Annotated in this window: 22 protein-coding genes; 12 read left to right on the plus strand and 10 right to left on the minus strand. The window is 73.9% G+C overall.

From position 1 onward, the window contains the following. Positions 1-196 precede the first annotated feature (196 nt). Positions 197-448, plus strand: a complete 252-nt coding sequence (locus tag ACIBR0_RS01760) for a hypothetical protein (protein ID WP_357028317.1) — start codon at positions 197-199, stop codon at positions 446-448. A gap of 56 nt (positions 449-504) precedes the next feature. Here the strand turns inward: ACIBR0_RS01760 and ACIBR0_RS01765 are convergent, their stop codons facing one another. Then, positions 505-1,836, minus strand: coding sequence for an ABC transporter substrate-binding protein (locus ACIBR0_RS01765; protein WP_396712139.1), 1,332 nt, complete (start codon positions 1,834-1,836; stop codon positions 505-507). 167 nt (positions 1,837-2,003) lie between these two features. Between ACIBR0_RS01765 and ACIBR0_RS01770 the strand changes: the two genes are divergently transcribed. Then, complete coding sequence (locus tag ACIBR0_RS01770) at positions 2,004-2,837, plus strand: phosphoribosylaminoimidazolesuccinocarboxamide synthase (RefSeq protein ID WP_357028311.1); 834 nt, start codon at positions 2,004-2,006, stop codon at positions 2,835-2,837. Between the two features lie 56 nt (positions 2,838-2,893). Next, positions 2,894-3,832 (plus strand): ribose-phosphate pyrophosphokinase, encoded by a 939-nt coding sequence (locus ACIBR0_RS01775; RefSeq protein ID WP_357028307.1) that lies wholly within the window; start codon positions 2,894-2,896, stop codon positions 3,830-3,832. 20 nt (positions 3,833-3,852) lie between these two features. Here the strand turns inward: ACIBR0_RS01775 and ACIBR0_RS01780 are convergent, their stop codons facing one another. After that, on the minus strand, positions 3,853-4,320 hold the full coding sequence (locus ACIBR0_RS01780) for an ATP-binding protein (RefSeq protein ID WP_357028303.1): 468 nt from the start codon (positions 4,318-4,320) through the stop codon (positions 3,853-3,855). 120 nt (positions 4,321-4,440) lie between these two features. On the opposite strand from ACIBR0_RS01780, the gene macS reads away from it, so the two are divergent. Both macS and ACIBR0_RS01790 read left to right on the plus strand, forming a co-directional pair. Then, positions 4,441-5,568 carry a MacS family sensor histidine kinase gene (gene macS, locus ACIBR0_RS01785; RefSeq protein WP_396712142.1) on the plus strand — a complete coding sequence of 376 codons (1,128 nt, stop codon included), beginning with the start codon at positions 4,441-4,443 and terminating at the stop codon, positions 5,566-5,568. 70 nt (positions 5,569-5,638) lie between these two features. After that, entirely contained in the window at positions 5,639-6,292 is a 654-nt protein-coding gene (locus ACIBR0_RS01790) for a response regulator (protein WP_396712443.1), read from the plus strand. 49 nt (positions 6,293-6,341) lie between these two features. Here the strand turns inward: ACIBR0_RS01790 and ACIBR0_RS01795 are convergent, their stop codons facing one another. The 3 genes from ACIBR0_RS01795 to ACIBR0_RS01805 form a co-directional block, all read right to left on the minus strand. After that, complete coding sequence (locus ACIBR0_RS01795; RefSeq protein WP_396712143.1) at positions 6,342-6,914, minus strand: DUF5709 domain-containing protein; 573 nt, start codon at positions 6,912-6,914, stop codon at positions 6,342-6,344. Between the two features lie 111 nt (positions 6,915-7,025). Beyond that, the gene (locus ACIBR0_RS01800) at positions 7,026-7,751 is read right to left on the minus strand and encodes an ATP-binding protein (protein ID WP_357028294.1); all 726 of its coding nucleotides are present in this window, start codon (positions 7,749-7,751) and stop codon (positions 7,026-7,028) included. Between the two features lie 59 nt (positions 7,752-7,810). Further along, positions 7,811-8,809: an SDR family oxidoreductase gene (locus ACIBR0_RS01805; RefSeq protein ID WP_396712145.1), complete on the minus strand. Its 999-nt coding sequence runs from the start codon at positions 8,807-8,809 to the stop codon at positions 7,811-7,813. 220 nt (positions 8,810-9,029) lie between these two features. Between ACIBR0_RS01805 and ACIBR0_RS01810 the strand changes: the two genes are divergently transcribed. Further along, positions 9,030-10,289 carry a glycosyltransferase gene (locus tag ACIBR0_RS01810; protein WP_396712147.1) on the plus strand — a complete coding sequence of 420 codons (1,260 nt, stop codon included), beginning with the start codon at positions 9,030-9,032 and terminating at the stop codon, positions 10,287-10,289. A 48-nt stretch (positions 10,290-10,337) separates the two neighbouring features. On the opposite strand, the gene ACIBR0_RS01815 is transcribed toward ACIBR0_RS01810, so the two are convergent. Genes ACIBR0_RS01815 through aroA form a run of 4 tightly spaced genes read right to left on the minus strand, consistent with a single transcriptional unit; the run spans position 10,338 to position 14,558 of the window. Further along, the gene (locus tag ACIBR0_RS01815; RefSeq protein ID WP_396712444.1) at positions 10,338-11,201 is read right to left on the minus strand and encodes a hypothetical protein; all 864 of its coding nucleotides are present in this window, start codon (positions 11,199-11,201) and stop codon (positions 10,338-10,340) included. A gap of 59 nt (positions 11,202-11,260) precedes the next feature. Continuing rightward, positions 11,261-12,079 carry a histidinol-phosphatase gene (gene hisN / locus ACIBR0_RS01820; RefSeq protein WP_396712148.1) on the minus strand — a complete coding sequence of 273 codons (819 nt, stop codon included), beginning with the start codon at positions 12,077-12,079 and terminating at the stop codon, positions 11,261-11,263. 29 nt (positions 12,080-12,108) lie between these two features. Beyond that, positions 12,109-13,287, minus strand: a complete 1,179-nt coding sequence (gene rsgA, locus ACIBR0_RS01825; protein WP_396712150.1) for a ribosome small subunit-dependent GTPase A — start codon at positions 13,285-13,287, stop codon at positions 12,109-12,111. Beyond that, positions 13,257-14,558: a 3-phosphoshikimate 1-carboxyvinyltransferase gene (aroA, locus tag ACIBR0_RS01830; RefSeq protein WP_357028276.1), complete on the minus strand. Its 1,302-nt coding sequence runs from the start codon at positions 14,556-14,558 to the stop codon at positions 13,257-13,259. The genes rsgA and aroA overlap by 31 nt, the downstream gene beginning before the upstream one ends. A 101-nt stretch (positions 14,559-14,659) precedes the next feature. Between aroA and ACIBR0_RS01835 the strand changes: the two genes are divergently transcribed. The 5 genes from ACIBR0_RS01835 to rsrA all read left to right on the plus strand — a co-directional run bounded on the left by ACIBR0_RS01835 (position 14,660) and on the right by rsrA (position 18,178). Beyond that, positions 14,660-15,370: an SOS response-associated peptidase gene (locus tag ACIBR0_RS01835; protein WP_396712152.1), complete on the plus strand. Its 711-nt coding sequence runs from the start codon at positions 14,660-14,662 to the stop codon at positions 15,368-15,370. A 192-nt stretch (positions 15,371-15,562) separates the two neighbouring features. Beyond that, on the plus strand, positions 15,563-15,958 hold the full coding sequence (locus ACIBR0_RS01840; RefSeq protein WP_357028270.1) for a WhiB family transcriptional regulator: 396 nt from the start codon (positions 15,563-15,565) through the stop codon (positions 15,956-15,958). A gap of 227 nt (positions 15,959-16,185) precedes the next feature. After that, positions 16,186-16,800: an alpha/beta family hydrolase gene (locus ACIBR0_RS01845; protein WP_396712155.1), complete on the plus strand. Its 615-nt coding sequence runs from the start codon at positions 16,186-16,188 to the stop codon at positions 16,798-16,800. A gap of 246 nt (positions 16,801-17,046) precedes the next feature. Continuing rightward, positions 17,047-17,889, plus strand: a complete 843-nt coding sequence (locus ACIBR0_RS01850; RefSeq protein ID WP_396712157.1) for a sigma-70 family RNA polymerase sigma factor — start codon at positions 17,047-17,049, stop codon at positions 17,887-17,889. A 1-nt stretch (position 17,890) separates the two neighbouring features. Next, positions 17,891-18,178, plus strand: a complete 288-nt coding sequence (rsrA, locus tag ACIBR0_RS01855) for a mycothiol system anti-sigma-R factor (RefSeq protein WP_357028261.1) — start codon at positions 17,891-17,893, stop codon at positions 18,176-18,178. A gap of 97 nt (positions 18,179-18,275) precedes the next feature. On the opposite strand, the gene ACIBR0_RS01860 is transcribed toward rsrA, so the two are convergent. Beyond that, complete coding sequence (locus ACIBR0_RS01860) at positions 18,276-18,350, minus strand: 50S ribosomal protein bL37 (protein WP_369752275.1); 75 nt, start codon at positions 18,348-18,350, stop codon at positions 18,276-18,278. A gap of 300 nt (positions 18,351-18,650) precedes the next feature. On the opposite strand from ACIBR0_RS01860, the gene ACIBR0_RS01865 reads away from it, so the two are divergent. Beyond that, entirely contained in the window at positions 18,651-18,866 is a 216-nt protein-coding gene (locus tag ACIBR0_RS01865) for a biotin/lipoyl-binding carrier protein (protein ID WP_091628250.1), read from the plus strand. Positions 18,867-18,872: the final 6 nt, after the last annotated feature.

Here is an 18,872-nt window from a genome sequence, read left to right on the forward strand (position 1 = left end):
GGGGCCCTTCGTCATGTCCGGCCCCGGTCGCGTCCGCAGCCCGGGCCCGCCGTCGGCCGCGACCGGTTTCCCGCAGGTCGGAGGCGTCTGCGAGAGGTTCCGGCCGGCCCCGGAGGCAGGCCCGCGGGAGGAACACGGGAGGTTCTCCCGGTCGACCGCCCTGCCGAGCTTGCACTTCTCAGCGAGGATGGGGGGCATGTCATCTTTCGGGAAGTGGTGGGGCCGGCTGAGCGCGGTCCTCGGTGCGGTCGTGCTGTCGGTGTTCGTGCCTGTGGCGGCCTGGGCGTCCACCGGCCCAGGCGAGCTGGTGATGGAGGCCGCGCGCCGACGCCGCGGCGGCGGCGGCTTCGGCTTCCTGGGCCTGCTGTGCTGCCTGGCCGTGGTCGCGCTGATCGTCTTCTTCATCCTGCGCATGATGCGCAACCGTCGGGGCGGTCCTCCGCGCTGAGCGCGTCGTCCCGGCCGTGGCGCCCGACGGTGCCGGGTGCCACGTCGGGGCGGGGATCAGGTGGCCAGCGCGGCGTCGGCCCGGAGGAGGAAGCGGTCCACGGCCTGCCGGGTGCTCACCGTGCCGGAGCGGACGCTCTCGGCGGCGGCCAGGAGCAGGTTGCGTACCTGGGGATGGCCCTTCGGCGGCGGGCTGGGGGCCGGGCCGAGCTTGTCGGACAGCTCCGCCCCGAGAGCGGCGGCGCGCTGCTGGGCGGGGTCGTTGATGCTCCCCTCGGTGTAGCGGCGTACCGCGAGGCTCGGGTTGAGGCCCCGCTCGTGGCCGAGGATGACACCGGCCTCGCCGTTCGAGGTGAGGAAGTTGATCACGTCCACGGCCACGGCCGGATGCCGGCTGCCCCGGAAGACCGTCCAGTACATGGACGCCCGGGCCCACTGCGCGGCCGCCGGCCCGGGGACGCTCGCCACGCCGAGTTCGTCCTCGGTGAGGCTCTGGAGTGCCGGAAGCTGGTGGGCCCACGCGAAGGACGCCGCGGCCGCCCCGGTGATCACCAGTTGGCGGATCAGGTCCCCGCTGTCCGCCTGCTCGATCAGAGCGGCGCTGGGGGTGGCCCGGTCACGTCGGGCGTCCTGCCACAGACGGAACCACTGGAGCAGGTGCTCCCTGTCGAACGCCAGATCGCGTCCGCGGTAGAACTCCGCGCCCTGGGCCCGCAGCCACATCCAGAACGCCCGGTAGTCGCCGGAGGGGTCCATCGTCCCGGCGACCCGGCCGCCACTGGCCCTGGTGACCCGCTGCGCCCAGTCGACGTAGTCGGGCCACGACATCCCGGTGCGGGGCTCCGGTAGGTCCAGCCGGCGCAGGAGGGTGCGGTTGAAGACCACCGCCGCTGCGGTCTGCCCTGCGGCGACGCCCATGGTCCGTCCGCCGACCTGGCCGTAGCGCACCAGGCCGTCGGGCAGCGCGCGCAGGTCCAGCCGGTTGTCGGCGGTGTAGGGGCTGAGGTCCAGCGTGATCTCGCGGAGCCCGTACTCGGTCAGCACGCCGTCGTCGAGCTGCATCAGGTCCGGCACGTTGCCGCCCGCCGCCTGGGTGGCCAGCCGGTCGTGGTAGCCGTCGGCGCCCTGCCAGGTGATCCGGAAGCTGACCTCGGGGTTCCGCTCCGAGTAGAGCCGCAGCGCCTTCTCGGTGAGATCGGCCCGCTTGCGGTCCCCGTACCAGAAGACCGACAGTTCGACCGGCCCGGCCGCCACCGGGCCGGTGGGATCGTCGCTGCACCCGGTGAGCCCGCCCGCGCCGAGCAGTGGCCCGCCGAGCAGCGCGGCCAGGACCCGACGTCGACCCGGGTCCGCGCCGGGGCGGGGAAGGAGCGGTCGGGGAGCGGGCACGCGGGTCTCCTGGCGGGTGGCGCGGTGGTGCGGCCGGATAATTCACGCAGGTGACGCGGGAAGGTGTCAACGTCCGTCCGGGCCGGCGCCACCCCTGGCCGGCGTACGCATCGACGCCCGCGCCACCGGCGACGGCCGTACGCAGGCCACGTGGTGTACTAGGGCGCGTGGAACTTCTGCACTCGGGCAAGGTCCGGGACGTCTACGCCGACGGCGACGACCTGATCCTGGTCGCCTCCGACCGCATCTCGATCTACGACGTGGTGCTGCCGACGCCGATCCCGGACAAGGGCAAGCTGCTCACCGCGCTCTCGCTGTGGTGGTTCGAGCAGCTCGCCGACCTGGCACCGAACCACGTGGTCTCGGCCACCGACGTACCCGAGGAGTTCGCCGGGCGGGCGATCCGCTGCCGGCGGCTGGAGATGGTGCCGGTGGAGTGCGTGGCCCGGGGCTTCCTGACCGGCGGTGGCCTGAAGGAGTACCAGGCCACCGGTGCCGTTTCCGGTGTCGCGCTGCCGCGCGGCCTGGTCGAGGCGTCCATCCTGCCCGAGCCGATCTTCACCCCGTCGACCAAGGCGCCAGTGGGGGAGCACGACGAGCCCATCACCTTCGACGACGTGATCGACAAGGTCGGTGCGGAGACAGCCGAGCGGCTGCGCCGGATCACCCTCGACGTCTACCGACGCGGCGCCGAACTGGCCGCCGACCGGGGGATCCTGGTCGCCGACACGAAGATCGAACTGGGGTGGGCGCCGGACGGCACCCTGACGATCGGCGACGAGCTGCTCACCTCCGACTCGTCCCGGTTCTGGCCGGCCGAGTCGTACCAGCCGGGGCGCGCGCAGTTCTCCTACGACAAGCAGTACGTGCGGGACTGGGCCACCGAGAGCGGCTGGAACAAGCAGGCCCCCGCTCCGGAGGTGCCGGCCGAGGTGGTCGAGGCGACCCGCGCCCGCTACGTCGACGTGTACGAGAAGCTCACCGGAAACCGCTGGGACTGACCGCTGCCGGCCCGTCGGGGCCTGGACGCCTCCGCTGATCCGTACGATGTGCGAACGTGCGCGACATCGCCGTCTTCAGTGGAACCGCCCATCCCGACCTCGCGGCGGAGATCTGCGCCCACCTCGGGGTGCCGCTGTACCCGGTGCGGGTGTCCCGGTTCGCCAACGACTGTCTGGAAGTGCAGTTGCAGGCCAACTGCCGGGAGCGGGACGTCTTCCTGATCCAGCCGCTGGTGCCGCCGGTGCAGGAGAACCTGGTCGAGCTGCTGCTCATGATCGACGCCGCGCGGGGGGCGTCCGCCGGCCGGATCACGGTGGTGCTGCCGCACTACGCGTATGCCCGCTCGGACAAGAAGGACGCCCCGCGCATCTCGATCGGCGGGCGGCTGGTGGCCGACCTGCTCACCTCGGCCGGCGCCGACCGGGTGCTGGCGATGACCCTGCACTCCCCGCAGGTGCACGGCTTCTTCAGCGTCCCCGTCGATCATCTGCACGCGCTGCGCGAATTGGCCGCCCACTTCGCCGGGTACGACCTGTCCGACACGGTGGTCGTCTCGCCCGACCTGGGCAACGCCAAGGAGGCCGCCGCGTTCGCCCGCCGGCTCGGCACCCCGGTGGCGGCCGGCGCGAAGCAGCGGTTCAGCGACGACCGGGTCACGATCAGCGCGGTGATCGGCGACGTGGCCGACCGCGACGTGATAGTGCTGGACGACGAGATCGCCAAGGGCAGCACGGTGATCGAGTTGATGGAGCACCTGCGGGAGCGGAACGTCCGCTCGATCCGCCTGGCCTGTACGCACGGTCTCTTCTCCGCCGGCGCCCTGACCCGGCTCAGCGAGCAGGAGGGCGTACTGGAGATCGTGTGCACCAACACCGTGCCGATCCCGACGGACAAGCGGGTGCCCAAGCTGAAGGTGCTCTCGGTGGCACCGGCCCTGGCCGAGGCGATGCGCCGCATCCACAACGGCGAGTCCGTCAGTACCCTCTTCGCCTGACCGACGTGCCCGCGACGGGGTCAGTCGTGGTGGTGGGGGCCGGTGCGGTCGCGGGTGGCGACGGCGGCGCTGATCCGCACCAGCGTCCCGGCCGTGCCGGTCTCGACCTCCATCGTGTCGCTGAGTTCCCGAGCCAGCCAGAGACCCCAGCCGCCGGCGGTGTCGGGTGCGGGGCGGCTGCGGTCGTTCAGTCGGTGGGCGCTGATGCCGTGCCCGTGGTCGGAGACCTCGCAGACCAGCCGCCCCGACTGCCGCCACAGGCGCAGCCAGCCCCGGCCGCCGCCATGCCGGACCGCGTTGGTGATCAGCTCGTTGACCGCCAGCACGAAGTCGTCCAGGCGCTGGCCGCCGAGCCCGGCGGCGTGCGCGCAGGAGGTGACCGAGTGTCGGAGCTCGGTCACCTGAGCCTGGTCGAAGGCCTCGGCGATCAGGGGGGAAGGTTCGATGGGCACAACCGTACGCGGTGCGTCCGGCTCTGCGTTCGTCATGGCCCCGTCCCCGACAGCGGATCCTCCGCTCTTTCGCGGCATTTCCACGGTACGTCAGGGTTTCCCGTGCCGCACCTGCCGGCCTCTGCGCGTCTGCGGGGCTGTGGCATCGTGACAGCCGTGCCGACGTCGCCCGGTGGGTTCGAGGTCCCGCTCTGGCGGGCGCTCGCCGTCTACCGGGTCGCCTCCCTCGCGTACGTCGTCGTGCTGGCCCTGCGGGACGCCGACCGGTACGCGCATCCGCTCGCCGCCGGTGCCCTGGTGCTGGTGATGGCGGCCTGGACCGCCGTCACCGTGGCCGGCTACGCCCGCCCGGCCTGGCGGCGGTGGCCGCTGCTGCTGGCGGACCTCGGCGTCGTCCTCGGCATCGTGCTGGTCACCCCCTGGGTGGTGGGACACGCGGCGCTGGCGGCCGGATCGCCCACCCTGGCGGTGGCCTGGCTGGCGGGCCCGGTGCTCGCCTGGGCCGTCTCCGGCGGGCGGCGGCGGGGCACGGTCGCGGCCCTCGTGCTGGCCGCCGCGGACCTCGGCACCCGGGGGACGGTGACGCCGTCGGCGTTCAACGGCGCGATCCTCATGCTGCTCGCCGGGGTGGTGGTGGGGCATGTGGCCCGGCTGGCGGTCACCGCCCAGGAGCGGCTGCAACGGGCGGTCGAGCTGGAGGCCGCGACCCGCGAGCGCGACCGGCTCGCCCGGGGGATCCACGACTCGGTCCTGCAGGTGCTCGCGCTGGTGCAGCGACGTGGTGCGGACCTGGACGGCGAGGCCGGGGAACTGGCGCGGCTCGCGGGGGAGCAGGAGGCGGCCCTGCGGGCGCTGATCAGCGGCGTGCCGGCACCGGTCACCGACGGCGGAGCGGAGGAGGTGGACCTGCGGGCGCTGCTCGGCCGGTACGCCTCCACGCTGGTCTCCGTGTCGGCACCGGCCGGCCCGGTGCCGCTGCCCGGAGCCGTCGCACGGGAGCTCGCCGCCGCCACCGGCGCGGCCCTGGACAACGTGGCCCGGCACGCCGGCGGCCGGGCGTGGGTGCTGGTCGAGGACGAGGGGCACACGGTGACCGTGTCGGTCCGCGACGAGGGACCCGGCATCGGAGACGGTCGGCTGGCCGAGGCGGCGGCGCAGGGACGGATGGGTGTGTCCCGCTCCATCCAGGGCCGCCTCGCCGATCTGGGCGGCACCGCACGGATCACCTCCGCCCCCGGTGCCGGTACGGAGCTGGAACTGGTCGTGCCCCGGCGGTCGACGTGACCGCCGGTCGTCCGGCGGTCGACGGGGCCGCCGGCACCGGAGGGACGGGGGAGTGCCCGTGGCGCGGGTGATGGTGGTCGACGACCACCCGATGTGGCGGGAGGGGGTCGCGCGCGACCTCACCGAGGCCGGCCACCTGGTGGTGGCCACCAGCGGGGAGGGGCGTCAGGCGGTGCGGGTGGCCGCCGCCGCCCGACCGGACCTGGTGGTGCTCGACCTGCAACTGCCGGACGTCTCCGGGGTGGAGGTGATCCACGGGCTGCGGGCCACGCTGCCGGAGGTGCGGATCCTGATGCTCTCCGCCAGCGGCGAGCACCAGGACGTGCTGGACGCGGTGAAGGCCGGGGCCACCGGTTACCTGCTGAAGTCCGCCGCCCCCGCGGAGTTCCTGGACGCGGTGCGGCGGACGGCGGCGGGGGAGCCGGTCTTCACGCCCGGCCTGGCCGGACTGGTGCTCGGCGAGTACCGCCGGCTGGCGGCCGATTCCTCGGGCGGGGCCGGCGCGTCGGGGTCCGCCGGTGGCGCCGCGCCCCGGCTGACCGACCGGGAGACCGAGGTGCTGCGCCTGGTGGCGAAGGGGATGTCCTACAAGCAGATCGCGGAGCGGCTCGGTCTCTCCCACCGCACGGTGCAGAACCACGTGCAGAACACGCTGGGCAAGTTGCAGCTGCACAACCGGGTGGAGCTGACCCGGTACGCGATCGAGCAGGGCCTGGACGGGTGAGGACGGCCGCCGGCAGGTCGGGCCCGCCGGCGGCGTCCACACCGAGGCGTCACACGGAGTGCGGCGGCCGCGTCTCGTGGATGGCCAGCTCCTCCGCGGTCGCGCCGCCGCCGGCCGAACCGGCGTCGTACGCGACCGAGTCGGTCTCCTGGTCGGTGTGCGCCCCCTCGTCCGGTTCCACCAGACGCCCGACCTGCGCGTCGGCGACGCTGCCGAGCTGCCCGTGGTCGTACAGGGACACCGGGGACTGCGGGTCGGAGGTGGGCCCCGGCTCGATCACGTCCGCGTCGAGCTGCGCCTGGGCCGCCTGCTCCTCGCTGTCGGCCTCGGCGGCGATGTCCGGGTCGACCGGGCCGGCCAGCGGGTCGTCGGCAGGGCGTTCGTACTGTTCACGATCGAGCTTGTAGTCGAGCGACTCGCCGTCGAGCTGTTCCTCGGCGGTGGTCCCGAACCGGTCCACCGCGACCGGCGTCCGGTCGCCGGGCAGCTGCGCCGGCTCCGGGCCGTCCGCCTCGCGCCCGGTCAGGACGTCGTCGTTGGCGGTCGAGTCGTCGTCGGCGGTGTCGGGCAGGCCCTCCGCCTCGGGGTCGGACACGGGGGTCGGGTACTCGTCGTCGCGCATGTCGGATCACTACCCACTGCCCTCCCGGCGTAACCGGTACCGGCGGTGGCCATTGGGGCGTAAGCGGGATGAGAGGAGCATCCAACCACGTTTCGGGCTGCGAGAACCGGGTCAGCTGCGGTGGGCGACCTCGTCCTCGGCGTGCAGCACGCACCACACCACCTTGCCGTCCGGCAGCGGCGTGCTGCCCCAGCGGCGGGCGAGGGTGTCGATGAGGAGCAGGCCGCGTCCGCCGGTCGAGTCGAGCGGGGCCAGCCCTCGGAAGGCCGGCCGGCGGGCGGAGTGGTCGCGGACGGCCAGGTGCAGGGTGCTGTCGCGGGGGGCCAGCCGGACCGTCATCGGCGTCCGCGCGTGCGCCACCACGTTGTTGACCATCTCGGTGACCGCGATGGAGGCCGGCTCGGCCAACGCGGCGACGCCCCACCGGACGCAGCCGTCGGTGACCAGCGCCCGGGCCTGCCGCGCGGCGCCCACCTCCGGGGCGAGGTCGGCGGTGAGCACGGCGGCCATCGGGGTCTCGGCCAGGGCGGCCAGCACCCGGTCGAGGGTCGGCCAGGTGGGTACGCCGCCGATGGTGCCGGTGGGGTCGCAGACCATCAGCTCCGCCGCCGGCCAGTCGATCACCTCGCGGCGCACCTCGGCGAAGACGTCCCGGGCGACCGGCTCGGTCACGCGCAGGCCGCTCAGGTCGACGACCACCGGGCCCGGCCGGTCGGTGAGGCGGGTGAGCAGTGCGTCGTGGACCGCACCGACACCGGAGGAGTCGAGCACCCCGGTCAACCGGACGACGCCGGACGACTCGTCCGTCTCCACCAGGCAACGCACGTCGGTCGGCATGATCGTCCCATTGTGCAACGCCGGCGCGGACCGTGCATCCGGCCGGTCAGCCCTGTTCATCAGCGGCCCGCCCGGGCTCGTCGGGTCATCGCCGCCATCGTCCCGACCGCGGTTCCGGCCGCCGCCAGTCCGAAGGCGGCGGTCACCCGGACGATCTGCCGGCGCCGCCCGTGCCAGCCGCCGTCATGCCGGGCCTGTGCGTCGGGATGGAAGACATTGCCGGTGCTGTCCAGCCGGGCGGTGGGCCCGAACTGGGTGCGGTGCACGTACCAGCCGAGCACCCGCTCGGCCACCGCCGGGGCGAGCCGCCACTGGAGGCCGATCAGCCGGGCGGCCCCACCGGCGTACGCCTCGCGGCGCGGCCGACGAAGCAGGCGGACGATGGTGCGCGCCACCACCTCGGGCGGGTAGACCGGCGGCGGGGGGACGAGTTCGCGGCCGCTGTGGTTGGCCGCGTGCCGGAAGAACGGTGTGTCGATGGTCGCCGGCAGGACGGTGCAGATCGAGATGGCACCCCGGCCGGTCACCCGCAGTTCCTGGCGGACCGTGTCGGCCAGTCCCCGGATGCCGTGCTTGGTGGCGTTGTACGCGGACTGGTACGGCATCGCCACCTCGGCGAGCACCGACGCGTTGTTGACCAGTACTCCGCCCCCGGCCGCGCCGAGGTGGGGCAGGGCGGCCCGGATGCCGTACACGGTGCCGAGGAGGTTGACCTCCAGCACGCGGCGGAACTCCTCGATGGGGATCTCGTCGAAGAGCCCGACCGCACTGACCGCGGCGTTGTTGACCCAGCCGTCGAGGCGGCCGAACTCGGTCACCGCCCGGTCGGCCAGGCGCTCCACCTCGACGGGATCGGTCACGTCGGTCGGTACCACGAGCGCGCGCCCGCCCAGGTCGCGGCAGCGCTGGGCCACCTCGTCGAGGGCCGGCTCACTGCGTGCCGCGAGCACCACGGCGGTGCCCCGCTCGGCGAGGGCGTACGCGGTGGCAGTGCCGATCCCGCTGGAGGCACCGGTGATCACCACGACGGCGTCGGTGAGGCTGCGGGTCAGAGGCATTCTTCGCCGGTACCCCCGTCTGCAGTGGTCATGCGAGCCGAGTGCTGGCGAATCGTCGCGGAACGTGTCCGGCTGCCCGATCGGTGCTTGTCGAGCCGCAACTTTCTGCGGCACCCGTCAGCCTCTTTCCGATCTGCCAGGTTTCGGCTCCCGGGCCCCCGGTTAATGGGACGCTCTGACCGGCAGGACCACCGCTGAGAAGATCGCATGGAGGTGCACCATGCGCGTCGGCCTCGTCTGCGCGCACGCCGACCCCACCAGGCGTGTCGACGGATCCGCCGTCGGCACTTACCAGCACATCGCGAAGGTCGCCGCCGAACTGGCCGCACGAGGCCATGACGTCCGGGTCTACGAACGCCGCGACGACCCGCACCTGCCCGAGACCGCCACCCTCGACGGGTACCGCGTGGAGCGCGTGCCGGTCGGGCCGGCGGCCTCGGTCCCGACGGCGGAACTCGTGCCGTACGTGACCGAGTACGGCCGCTGGCTGGCCGACCGCTGGTCCGGCGAGTGGGCGCCGGAGGTGGTGCACGGGCACTACTGGATCGGTGGTCTGGCCGCCGCGCACGCGGTTCGTGAGACCGACATCCCGGTGGTGCAGACCTTCCACAGCCTCGGCGTCGAGCAGCTACGCCACCTCGGTGGCCGCTACGACGGGCCGGGGGAGCGGATCCCCCTGGAACGGGCGCTGACCCGCGCGGTCGACATCGCCGTGGCCCAGAGCAACGACGAGGTCGACGAGCTGACCCGGATGGGCCTGCAACGCACGTCCGTGGCGATGGTGCCGCCCGGCGTCGACACCGAGCGTTTCCACCCCGACGGGGAGGCGGCCCCCCGTGACCAGCGCCCCCGGATCCTCTCCGTCGGCGGGCTCACGCCCGGCCACGGCGTGGAGGACCTCATCCGGGCCATGCGCCTGGTGGGGGACGCCGAACTCGTCATCGCGGGCGGTCCGCCGGCCGAGCAGCTCGCCGACCACGCCGAGGCGCGGCACCTGCGGGAGGTCGCCGAGCGCAACGGGGTGGCCGAGCAGGTGAAGCTGGTCGGCGCCGTACCGCACGAGCAGATGGCCACCTGGTACCGCTCGGCGGACGTGGTCGCGTGCACCCCGCACTACTCCTCCGCCGGCCGGGTCTCGCTGGAGGCGATGGCCTGCGGCGTGCCGGTCGTCGGGTACGCCCTGGGCGGCATCGCCGACTCCGTCGTGGACGAGGTCACCGGGCGGTTGGTGCCGCCGGGCGACGTCCGGACCCTCGGCGTGACGCTGCGCCGGCTCCTCGCCGACAACGCCAGCCGGTTCGCGTACGGGCACGCGGCGGTGGACCGGGTGCGGTGCAGCTACACGTGGGAGCGGACGGCCGGCGCGCTGGAGCGGCTCTACGAGCGGGTCGTCCGACGCCGCCGACCGGTCGAGGTCGCGGTGGAGGAGACCCCGGTGGTGCCCGAGACGGTCGTACCGGGTTCGGTCGAGGCCGCCTGAGCGCAGACGGGTGCCGGTCCCGGGTGGACCGGCCGAGCGGTCGGACCGTCAGCCCGGCCGGGCCGGTGAGCCGACGCCCACCATCGCGCGGTCCGGCTCCCCGGCGACGGCGTGGTGGTGCTGCGGCTCGGCGTACCGGGTCAGGCCGATGACCGCGGCGAGCGTGACCAGGAACCCGGTGGCGGCGAGCCACTCGCGGCCGGGCCAGATCTTGTCGTTGAGCAGCAGCAGGCCGACGATCGCCGCGGGCACCGCGCCGGCGGCGTCCATCGCGGCCACCGCCGCCGTGGTCGAGCCGCGCTGCATGGCCAGGCCGAGCAGCAACTGCCCCACGATCGAGTGCGCGATCAGCAGGTAGAGCAGCGGGTCGCCGGCGAACGCCTCCATCGACGGCGCGGACGCCAGCGGGCGGGCGGCGACCGCGGCGGCCGAGAAGGCCATGCCGGCCAGCGAGCCCAGCGCCACCGAGCCGGGCGCGCCGTGCAGGCGGACGGCGAAGAAGCCCAGGACTCCGATCACGCCGAGCGCCACCACCAGCGCCACCAGCCCGGCCGTGCCGAGCTGTTTCGACGGCGCGGGTCGGGCGGACAGCACCAGGCCGCTGATCCCGGCGAACAGGAGCACCAGCAGGGCCACCTCGGCGGCCGGCAGCCGCCACTTCAGCACCACGACACCGAGGACCGCGGTGACGCCCAGGCCGGCGGCCACGCTGGCCTGGACCAGGAACAGCGGCAGGTCCCGGCGGGCCAGGAAGGCCAGCACGAAGCCGGCGACCTGGCAGCCCAGCCCGATCAGGTACGTCCGGTGCCCGGCCAGCCGCAGCAGCAGCCCCGGATCGAACGTGTGGTGCACGGTGGTGCGGGCCGCGGCGACCGACTGGAGCAGGTTGGCGACGCCGTACGCGACGATCATCGCCGCGAGGAAGCACCAGCCGGAGGAGACCACCTGGCGAGGATAGAGGCTGCCGGGGGTCAGCGCGCGGTTGCCCGACCCAGCCGGGCCAGGATGTCGGAGTGCAGCGCGCCGTTCGTGGCGACGGCGCTGATGTCCCCGGAATCGCTGCCACCAGGGGCGGGACGACCGTCCATCGTCGTGAACGTGCCGCCCGCCTCGGTGACGATCGGCACCAGCGCCGCCACGTCCCACAGTGACAACTCGGGCTCCACCATCACGTCCAGTGCGCCCTCGGCCAGCAGCATGTAACCGTAGAAGTCGCCGTACGCGCGGCTACGCCAGCAGGCGCGCATGATGTCGAGGACCGCGTCGAGCCGGCCGGCCTCCTCCCACCCGGTCAGGGAGGAGTAGCAGAAGCTCGCGTCGGCCAGGTCCCGTACGCCGGAGACCCGGATCGGGGTGCCGCTGGCGGCGTCCGTGCCCGCGTACGCCCCCTCGCCGAGCGCCGCCCACCAGCGGCGGCCCAGGGCCGGCGCGGACACCAGCCCGGCGACCGGCCGGTCGCCCTCCAGCAGTGCGATCAGGGTGGCCCAGACCGGTACGCCGCGGACGAAGTTCTTGGTCCCGTCGATCGGGTCGACGACCCAGCGCCGGCCGTCCGGGCCGGTCGAGGGCTGCTCGCCGTACTCCTCGCCGAGGAGCCCGTCGCCCGGCCGGTGCGTCGCCAGCAGCGCGCGGATCCGCCGCTCGACGGCGGTGTCCGCGTCGGAGACGGGGGTGAGGTCGGGCTTGGCCTCGACCCGCAGGTCGAGCGCGCGGAACCGGGCCGTCGAGACGGCGTCCGCGGCGTCCGCGAGCAGGTGGGCGAGGGCGAGGTCGTCGGCGTACCCGGTCATGGGGGAAAACGGTAGCGGTGGGCGCGGCGTCACCCGGCGGCGGGCGGGTCGCCCTCACCGGCCCAGGACTCGCCGGGCCCGCGGTGCTCGGCCTCGCCGCGACCGTCGCCGTCACCGGACCGGGAGGCCAGCAGGCGACGGTACGAGGCCAGCCGCCGCTGGTCGGCCTTGCCCGCGGCCACCCACGCGTCCAGTGCGCACTGCGCCTCGTCGGCGGTGTGCGGACAGTTCGCCGGACAGTCGACCGTCCCCTCGACCAGGTCCGGGAAGCCGTGCAGCAGGCTGTCGGCGGAGACGTGCGCCAGCCCGAAACTGCGCACGCCGGGGGTGTCGATGATCCAGCCCTCGGCGCCGGGTTGGCGTTGCCGCGGATCGTCCCCGCGGTCGGGCGCCGGCAGCCGCAGCGCCACCGCGCTGGTGGAGGTGTGGCGGCCCCGACCGATCGCGCTGACCACGCCCACCGCGCGTGCCGCGTCCGGGACCAGGCGGTTGACCAGCGTCGACTTGCCCACCCCGGAGTGCCCGACCATGACCGAGATCCGCCCGGCGAGCAGGCTGCGCAACGCGTCCAGGTCGGAGTCGGGACGGATCAGCACGTACGGAAGCTCCAGCTCCGCGTAGTACCCGAGGACCGCCTCCGGGCCGGCCAGGTCGGCCTTGGTGAGGCAGAGCAGCGGCTCGATCCCGGCGTCGTACGCGGCCACCAGGCACCGGTCGACGAACCCGGTCCGGGGCGGTGGGTCGGCCAGCGCGCTGACGATCACGAGCTGGTCGGCGTTGGCCACGACCACCCGTTCCAGCCGCCCCTCGGCGGTGGTCTCGTCGTCGTCGGCGGTGCGCCGCAGCACCGAGCGCCGCTCGGCGATCCGGACGATCCGGGCCAGCGCCCCGTCCGCGCCCGACGTGTCACCGACCAGGCCGACCCGGTCGCCCACCACCACCGACTTGCGGCCCAGCTCGCGGGCGCGCATCGCGGTCACCAGGGGTGCGTCGGGACCGGCGTCGGGCAGGACGCAGGTGTACCGGCCCCGGTCCACCGCGATCACGAACCCGTCCACCGCGTCGGCGTGCCGGGGCCGGGTCCGCGTACGCGGACGCGACGACTTTCCCGGCCGGACCCGGACGTCGTCCTCGTCGTACTCGCGTCGCCTGGTCGCCAGGACCGCCCCCCGTCGCGTCAGCTCTTGCCGGTCACCATCGCCGACCATAGCGCCGGGAACTCCGGCATGGTCTTCGAGGTGCAGGTCACGTCGTCCAGCTCGATGCCCGGCACGGCCAGGCCGGCCACCGCGGCGGCGTGTGCCATCCGGTGGTCGGCGTACGTCCGGAAGGTCCCGCCGCGCAGCGGGCGGGGCCGGATCTCCAGCCCGTCGCGGGACTCGGTGAGGTCGGCGCCCAGCGCGGTGAACTCCCGGGCCAGCGCGGCGATCCGGTCGGTCTCGTGCCCCCGGATGTGCGCCACGCCGGTGAACACCGACGGCGAGTCGGCGAGCATGGCGAGCGCGGTGAGCGCCGGGGTCAGCTCGCTGACGTCGGACAGGTCGGCGTCCAGGCCGTGCACCGTGCCGGTGCCGCGCACGGTCAGCCCGGCGGTGGAGAGGCTCACGTCGCCACCCATCCGGGTCAGCAGCGTGCGTAGCTGCTCGACCGGCTGCATGCTGCTGCGCGGCCAACCCTGCAACGTCACCTCACCACCGGTGACCAGGGCGGCGGCGAAGAACGGCACCGCACCGGACAGGTCCGGCTCGATCTCCCAGCCCCGCCCGGTCACCGGCCCCGGCTCGACCGTCCACACGTCGGGGGTGGTGTCGTCCACGGCCGCGCCGGCGGCCCGGAGCATCTGCACCGTCATCCGCAGGTGCGGCGCCGAGGGGACCGGCGGGCCGACGTGCCGGACCACCACGCCCCGGTCGAAGCGCGGCGCGGCCAGCAGCAGCCCGGAGACGAGCTGACTGGAGGCGGACGCGTCGATCACCACCTCACCGCCGGTCACCCGGCCCGCGCCGAGCACGGTCAGCGGCAGGCTCCCGGGGCCGGGGGTGTCCACCCGGACGCCCAGGGAGCGCAGCGCCCCGATCAGCGGGCCCAGGGGACGGACGCGGGCCTGCGGGTCGCCGTCGAAGGTGATCCGCCCGTCGGCGAGGCCGGCCACCGGAGGGACGAACCGCATGATCGTGCCGGCCAGCCCGACGTCGACGTGCGCCGGGCCGGCCAGCGGGTACGGACGGACCAACCAGCGCTCGTCGTCGCTGATCGACATGTGCGCGCCCATCGCCCGCAGCCCGGCGGCCATCAGCTCGGTGTCGCGGGCGCGCAGTGGCCCGGCGAGCGTCGACGGGCCGCTGGCCAGCGCGCTGAGCACCAGGGCGCGCGCGGTCAGCGACTTGGAGCCCGGCAGGCGCAGCGTGGCGCCGATCGGGTCGGACGCGGTCGGAGCGGTCCACGGCTGCGGCGGCCGGGTCGCTGTCAGGTTCCCCACGGTTACATTCTGCCGTGCCGACCGACAGGGGACGCCGGCCGTCGCCCCAACTCCCGTTGAGCGGGACAGCCGGGCGGCGTCCGGCGCGTTAGCGTGTGCACATGTGCGGGAGGTACGCGACGACCCGGAGCGCCGGTGACCTGACCGCGCTCTTCGAGTCGTCCGACGACACGGAGGGCCGGCTCACCGCCGACCACAACGTGGCGCCCACCGATCCGGTGCCGCTGGTCCGCGTCTCCGCCGAGGGGCACCGCACGCTCTCGCTCGGCCGCTGGGGTCTGCTGCCGCCCTGGTCCCGGTCCGCCGCCGGCGCCGCCCGCATGATCAACGCCCGCGCCGAGACGGTCGCCACCAGTCGCGCGTACGCGCCCTCGTTCGCCCGGCGCCGCTGTCTGGTGCCGGCCGACGGCTGGTACGAGTGGGTCCGCCCGGCGGCCGGTGGCAAGCAGGCCTACTACATGACCCCGCTCGACGGCTCGGTGCTCGCCTTCGCCGGCATCTGGTCGGTCTGGGACGGCCCGACCGGCCCGCTGACCACCGTCAGCGTGCTGACCACCGCCGCGCTCGGCGAGTTGGCCGAGGTGCACGAGCGGATGCCGCTGCTACTGCCCCGGGATCGCTGGTCCTCCTGGCTGGCGCCGACCGACCGACCGGAGGCTCTGCTCGACCCGCCCCCGCCGGACTGGCTGGCCGGTCTGGAGATCCGGCCGGTGGGTCCCGCGGTGGGCGACGTCCGCAACGACGGCCCGCACCTGACCGCGCGCGTACCGGTGGCCCGGTCGGCCGTGCCGGAGGAGATGACGCTCTTCTGACGGACGGGCATTGTCGAGTGTGATTTGCCAGAGTTGCGGGCGAAACGTCGCCCGCGCTCTCCGTTGTATTCCTCGCAGAGTCTTGTCCCCGCCTCGGTAAGTGCGATAGAACACAGCGCCGGCAGTGGGCACGATTCGCACGGGGCGAACGACGTCCACCGATCTTGCCGGTCCCACGGGGGAGGTGGGTGGATGACACGGGCACGTATGCCCCGTCCGCACGAGGTGGCCGCCGCACGACGAGATCCGCGACTGCTGCGGGCCCTGCGTGAGCGTCAACACGACGACGGATGGCGGACCAGAGGAACCTGTCAGAGTGTCGACCCGGAAACGTTCTTTCCGGCGCCGAACGAACCGGCCGACGCGGCCGTCGCGCTCTGCCACAGTTGCGATGTGCAGGGCTCCTGCCTCGCCTGGGCACTGGAGGTCGGCGACTGCCACGGTGTGTGGGGTGGGACCACACCCCGGGAACGGCGGGCGATGCTCGTCGCCTGGCGCAGCGAGGTGCAACCCGATCCGGACGCCGTCGACGAGGCGGGTCCACCGGTTCGTGACCGCCTGCTCACGCTGATGCCGGTGAGTCGGTGACGCGATCCGACCGGTCAACTCGACATCATTGACATCGGGGCATCCGGGCTGGATTTCACCCCGACTTCAATGACATCGAGTTGATCTTCACCAGTGGTCGGGTTCGGGGTCCATCAGGGCGGCCCGAGTTGAGCTGATGGACCCCGCCGAGGTGTCGGGGTGCGGTGGCGGCGCGGCAACAGCCGGGGTGGGCCGGGAGGTGTGGGTCCAGGTCGCACAATGGGCCGGTGTCCGTGACCGACGAGATCCTCACTCCGCGCGGCCCGGCCCGCGTCGACACCGACGTGCCGGCCGGGGCGCCCGTCGCCCTGCTGGCGCTCGGGCACGGCGCGGGCGGCGGGGTGGACGCCCCGGACCTGCTCGCGCTGCGGGACGCCGCCGTCGCGGCCGGCCTCGTCGTGGTCCGGGTCACCCAGCCGTACCGGGTCGCGGGCCGGCGCGCCCCGGCTCCGGCGGGCCACCTCGACGAGGCGTGGAGCGTGGTGCTCGGCGTGCTGCGGAACCGGCACGCCGGCCTGCCGCTGGTGGTGGGCGGTCGGTCCAGCGGTGCCCGGGTGGCCTGCCGGACCGCGACGGCGGTCGGTGCCGCCGGCGTGGTGGCGCTCGCGTTCCCGCTGCATCCGCCGGGGCGCCCGGAGCGGTCGCGCGCGGCGGAGCTGGGGACCGGCGTGCCGACGCTGGTGGTCAACGGTGACCGCGACCCGTTCGGTGTGCCGGAGGGCGGGCCGGACGTGCGGGTGGTGACCCGGCCCGGGGAGCGGCACGACCTCCGCGGGGAACCGTCCGGCACGGCCGCGGTGGTGCGGGACTGGCTGCGCGATCGGGGCTGGACCCGGGCCTGACGAGGCGGCGGGCCGTGTCCGGGGGCGGCGCAGGGTCGTTGCATCGGATGGTGCCGCCCGCCCGCTTCGGGCGGCGGCGCCGGTCCTCCCAGGCCCTTCCTGGTCCCAGCGGCGGTCTCCGCCGAGGTCGCCCCGGGACCAGGAAGAGGGCCGGGCGCCAGGGCCGGGACGAGGGCCGGCGGAATGTCCGGCACTCCTCTTCGCGTTACAGCCCCCGGACGACATTTCTGGCGAGGGGGGTGACCGGTGCCGACCGAGACTCAGGCCCGGGAACGGGACGAGCGGGGCGCGCGGCAGCTACGGCAGCTGCTGGATGGTCCGGACTGGCCCGCGGCGGTGTCGCCGGTCGGGGTGGCCGTCGAGACCGGCACACCCGTGGTGAGCACGGGCACACCCGGCGGAAGTGGATCTGCGGGCGGTCCGGTACGCGTATCCTCGGCGGGAAAGCATCCGACGCGAGGGGATGTGCGGTTGACCACCGAGAAGACGGACGAGCGCAGGGCCCGCTTCGAGCGGGACGCGATGCCCTTCGTCGATCAGCTCTACGCCGCCGGCCTGCGCATGACGCGCAACCCGGCGGATGCCGAGGATCTGGTCCAGGAGACGTACCTGAAGGCGTACTCGGCCTTCCACCAGTTCGAGCAGGGCACGAACCTGAAGGCCTGGCTGTACCGGATCCTGACCAACACCTACATCAACTCCTACCGGAAGCGGCAGCGGCAGCCGATCCAGGCGCCGACCGAGGAGATCACCGACTGGCAGCTCGCCGCGGCGGAGTCGCACACCTCCAGCGGTCTGCGCTCGGCCGAGACGGAGGCGCTGGACCGGCTGCCGGACAGCGACGTGAAGGAAGCCCTCCAGCAGTTGCCGGAGGAGTTCCGCCTGGCCGTGTACCTCACCGACGTCGAGGGCTTCTCCTACAAGGAGGTCGCCGACATCATGGGTACGCCGATCGGCACGGTGATGTCGCGACTGCACCGGGGCCGTCGTAATCTGCGCAAGCTGCTTGAGGGCTACGCCGCCGAGCGCGGCTTCTCCGGCGCGTCGTCGCCGAAGGGCTCCACCGCCGCTGCCGGCCGGGAGGTGTGACGTGAGCTGTGGGAACCCGCACGAGACCGACTGCCGTGAGGTGCTCGCGGAGGTCTACCTCTACCTGGACCTGGAGTGCGCCGAGGAGCGGCGCCTGCTGATCCGGCACCACCTCGACGAGTGCGGGCCGTGCCTTCGCGAGTACGGCATCGAGCAGGAGGTCAAGGCTCTGGTCGCCCGTTGCTGCGGCAACGAGACGGCGCCGGACCAGCTGCGCGAGCGGCTGCGGATCCGGCTGACCGAGCTGGTGGTCTTCGAGAGCAGCGACTCCCGCGAACTGGCCGACTGAGCGTCGGCGTACCGGACACACACGGGTGGCCCGGGTCGATTCCGACCCGGGCCACCGTCGTGTCCGTCGCTCGGCCAGCCGCGGCCGGCACCGCCGCTCAGGAGTTGGGGCGCTTGCCGTGGTTGGCGGAGCTCTTCTTCCGGGCCTTCTTCTTGCGGGCCTTCTTCGCCATGGTGACCTCCTCGTGATGGTCGGATCCGCTGCGCAAGAACCCTGCACCGGGGACGCGCCGGTCCTCCCGGCGCCCGGGTCCGACCCGCTGATGGTAGTGCGGCCGGCACCCGCCGCCGTGCGCCGGGGCGGTCCGGGCGTACGCCGCGCCGCACGACACGCCGACCGGACGCGACCGCATGGCCTGGCTGCCGGCCGGTCGGTGACCCGTGATCCACGTCCGGTGGGCGCTCCGCACCCGCGGGGGCCGGCCGCATGATTGGATACGTCGGCAGGTAGTCGCGAGAGGGAGGGCCGGGACATGGCCGAGGAGATCCGCGCCGAGATGGTGGCGAACGTCTGGAAGGTCGTCGCGTCGGCCGGGGACACCGTGTCCGAGGGGGACACCCTGGTGATCCTGGAGTCGATGAAGATGGAAATCCCGGTCATCGCCGAGTCCGACGGTGTCGTCAAGCAGCTCGCGGTCAACGAGGGCGACGTCGTGCAGGACGGTGACCTGATCGCGGTGATCGATTGACCGGCC

Source organism: Micromonospora sp. NPDC049497 (assembly GCF_044465805.1).
Classification (GTDB): Bacteria; Actinomycetota; Actinomycetes; order Mycobacteriales; family Micromonosporaceae; genus Micromonospora.

Bases quoted from the DNA above. Each gene is read 5' to 3' on its own strand.
- ACIBR0_RS01760 (WP_357028317.1), top strand. From the start codon at position 197: ATGTCATCTTTCGGGAAGTGGTGGGGCCGGCTGAGCGCGGTCCTCGGT.
- ACIBR0_RS01780 (WP_357028303.1), bottom strand. From the start codon at position 4,320: ATGACGAACGCAGAGCCGGACGCACCGCGTACGGTTGTGCCCATCGAA.
- ACIBR0_RS01790 (WP_396712443.1), top strand. From the start codon at position 5,639: ATGGTGGTCGACGACCACCCGATGTGGCGGGAGGGGGTCGCGCGCGAC.
- ACIBR0_RS01795 (WP_396712143.1), bottom strand. From the start codon at position 6,914: ATGCGCGACGACGAGTACCCGACCCCCGTGTCCGACCCCGAGGCGGAG.
- ACIBR0_RS01800 (WP_357028294.1), bottom strand. From the start codon at position 7,751: ATGCCGACCGACGTGCGTTGCCTGGTGGAGACGGACGAGTCGTCCGGC.
- ACIBR0_RS01805 (WP_396712145.1), bottom strand. From the start codon at position 8,809: ATGCCTCTGACCCGCAGCCTCACCGACGCCGTCGTGGTGATCACCGGT.
- ACIBR0_RS01810 (WP_396712147.1), top strand. From the start codon at position 9,030: ATGCGCGTCGGCCTCGTCTGCGCGCACGCCGACCCCACCAGGCGTGTC.
- ACIBR0_RS01815 (WP_396712444.1), bottom strand. From the start codon at position 11,201: ATGATCGTCGCGTACGGCGTCGCCAACCTGCTCCAGTCGGTCGCCGCG.
- hisN (WP_396712148.1), bottom strand. From the start codon at position 12,079: ATGACCGGGTACGCCGACGACCTCGCCCTCGCCCACCTGCTCGCGGAC.
- rsgA (WP_396712150.1), bottom strand. From the start codon at position 13,287: ATGGTCGGCGATGGTGACCGGCAAGAGCTGACGCGACGGGGGGCGGTC.
- ACIBR0_RS01835 (WP_396712152.1), top strand. From the start codon at position 14,660: ATGTGCGGGAGGTACGCGACGACCCGGAGCGCCGGTGACCTGACCGCG.
- ACIBR0_RS01840 (WP_357028270.1), top strand. From the start codon at position 15,563: ATGACACGGGCACGTATGCCCCGTCCGCACGAGGTGGCCGCCGCACGA.
- ACIBR0_RS01865 (WP_091628250.1), top strand. From the start codon at position 18,651: ATGGCCGAGGAGATCCGCGCCGAGATGGTGGCGAACGTCTGGAAGGTC.